The 2,062-nt window shown below is 73.5% G+C and carries 3 protein-coding genes; 1 reads left to right on the forward strand and 2 read right to left on the reverse strand.

Annotated elements, in window-relative coordinates:
- Positions 1-84: 84 nt before the first annotated feature.
- The gene (nadA, locus tag C5508_RS19145) at positions 85-1,098 is read right to left on the reverse strand and encodes a quinolinate synthase NadA (protein ID WP_104526494.1); all 1,014 of its coding nucleotides are present in this window, start codon (positions 1,096-1,098) and stop codon (positions 85-87) included.
- Between the two features lie 71 nt (positions 1,099-1,169).
- On the opposite strand from nadA, the gene C5508_RS19150 reads away from it, so the two are divergent.
- Positions 1,170-1,874 (forward strand): NUDIX hydrolase, encoded by a 705-nt coding sequence (locus C5508_RS19150; protein ID WP_104526495.1) that lies wholly within the window; start codon positions 1,170-1,172, stop codon positions 1,872-1,874.
- Here C5508_RS19150 and C5508_RS20430 read toward each other — a convergent pair.
- Positions 1,875-2,062 (reverse strand): hypothetical protein (locus C5508_RS20430; protein ID WP_232797309.1); only part of this gene is annotated, 188 nt, incomplete at its 5' end.

Below are 2,062 nucleotides of genomic sequence, written 5' to 3' on the forward strand. Positions count from 1 at the left end.
ACGACGACCACGTCGGTGCCGCGCTCCCAGCCGGCTGCGGGCAGGGGCAGGGCGGGAACGACGCGGGCGAGGCCGGCGGTCACCTCACTCGCCGACCAGCGACGGGGTGCCGAGGGCGATCATCGCCTCGACCGCCGAGCGGGCGCGGGCGGCGATCTCCGGGTCGACGGTGACCTCGTCGCGGCCCTCGCGCAGCGCGCGGAGCAGCTTCTCCGGGGTCGACATCTTCATGTAGGGGCACTCGGCGCGCGGGTTCACGGCCTCGAACACCGCCGTCGGGTTGGCCTGGCGCAGCTGGTGCAGCATGCCGATCTCGGTCGCGACGAGCACGCGCGCCGCCGTCGTCCGCTTCGCCTGGTCGAGCATCGCGCCGGTGGACAGGACGTGCACGCGGTCCGACGGCAGGTCGCCCTGGCCGACCATCCACAGCGCGCTGGTGGCGCAGCCGCACTCGGGGTGCACGAGCACCTCGGCGTCGGGGGCGTCCTCGATGCTCTGCCGCAGGTCGGTGGGGGAGATGCCGGCGTGCACGTGGCACTCGCCCATCCAGATCCGCATGTTCCGGCGGCCGGTGACGCGCTGGACGTGCGCGCCGAGGAACTGGTCGGGGAGGAACAGCACCTCGCGGTCTGCCGGGATGGAGTTCACGACCTCGACGGCGTTGGAGGAGGTGCAGCAGATGTCGGTCTCCGCCTTCACCTCGGCGGTCGTGTTCACGTAGGAGACGACGGCGGCGCCGGGGTGCTCGGCCTTCCAGGCGCGCAGCTGGTCGGCGGTGATCGTGTCGGCCAGCGAGCAGCCGGCCGCGGCGTCGGGGACCAGGACGGTCTTCTCCGGGCTGAGGATCTTCGCCGTCTCGGCCATGAAGTGGACGCCGGCGAAGACGATCGTGGAGGCGGAGCTCGACGCGGCGATGCGGGAGAGGGCGAGCGAGTCGCCCACGTGGTCGGCGACGTCCTGGATCGGGGCCGCCTGGTAGTTGTGCGCCAGGACGACGGCGTCGCGCTCGGCGGCCAGCCGGCGGACCTCATCCCGCCAGTCCTGCCACTGCTCCGGGGACCACTGCGCGGCGGGAGGGGCGGGGAGCGTTGCGGTCACCAGAACCTCCGGAGGAGTGGGTTTCGTACTGAGAGGCGAAAACCTCTGCCGCGAAACCTAGCATGGCCTCCGTGACATCCGTGTGGTCCTCGCCGGAGCGACCGGCCTATCCGCACCAGGCCCTGGCCGTCGTCCTGCAGGTCCGGGGCGGGCGGCTGCACGGAATGCTGTGGCGACGCGCCGGGGAGCCGTTCGCCGGCGCGTGGGCGCTGCCCGGCGGGCCGCTGCTGCCCGAGGAGACCCTCGGCGCCTCGGTCGGCCGGCAGCTGGCGTCCAAGGTCGAGGTGGCCCAGCTCGCGCACCTCGAGCAGCTGGAGACCCGCAGCGATCCGCACCGCGATCCCCGCACCCGCACCGTGGCGACGGCCTACCTGGGGTTGGTCCCGAGCGACCTCGACCCGGTGCTGCCGGCCGACACCTCCTGGCACCCGGTCGACGCGCTCCCGGAGACGGCGTTCGACCACGGGTCGATCGTCGAGTCGGGTCTCGAGCGGTTGCGGGCCAAGCTTTCGTACACCAACGTCGCGTTCGCCCTCGCGCCGCCGACGTTCTCCATCGCCGAGCTGCGGGAGATCTACGTGGCCGCGCTCGGCTACGAGGTCACCGCCACGAACCTGCAGCGGGTGCTCCTGCGCCGGGGCGTGCTGGAGCCGACGGGGGAGATGGCGGCCTCCGGTCGCGCCGGCGGCCGCCCCGCCACCCTCTACCGGTTCGTGACGTCGGGGCTCGAGGTCACCGATCCCTTCGCCGTCCTCAGGCCACCCTCGGCCCGCTGATCACCGCTTCGGGCACTCCGGGAGGAGGGGCAGGTCGGCAACGCTGTTGCCGAGCACGTTGCAGAGCTTCCCCTCTCCCTCCACCAACCCGGTGACGGGCGGGGCCGGCACCGTCGGCACCGGGAGCGGGGGGGCCGGCGCGGGCACCGGCACCGGCACCGGCACCGGCACCGGAAGGGGTGCGGGAG

Source organism: Blastococcus atacamensis, assembly GCF_002938425.1.
GTDB classification, from domain to species: domain Bacteria; phylum Actinomycetota; class Actinomycetes; order Mycobacteriales; family Geodermatophilaceae; genus Blastococcus; species Blastococcus atacamensis.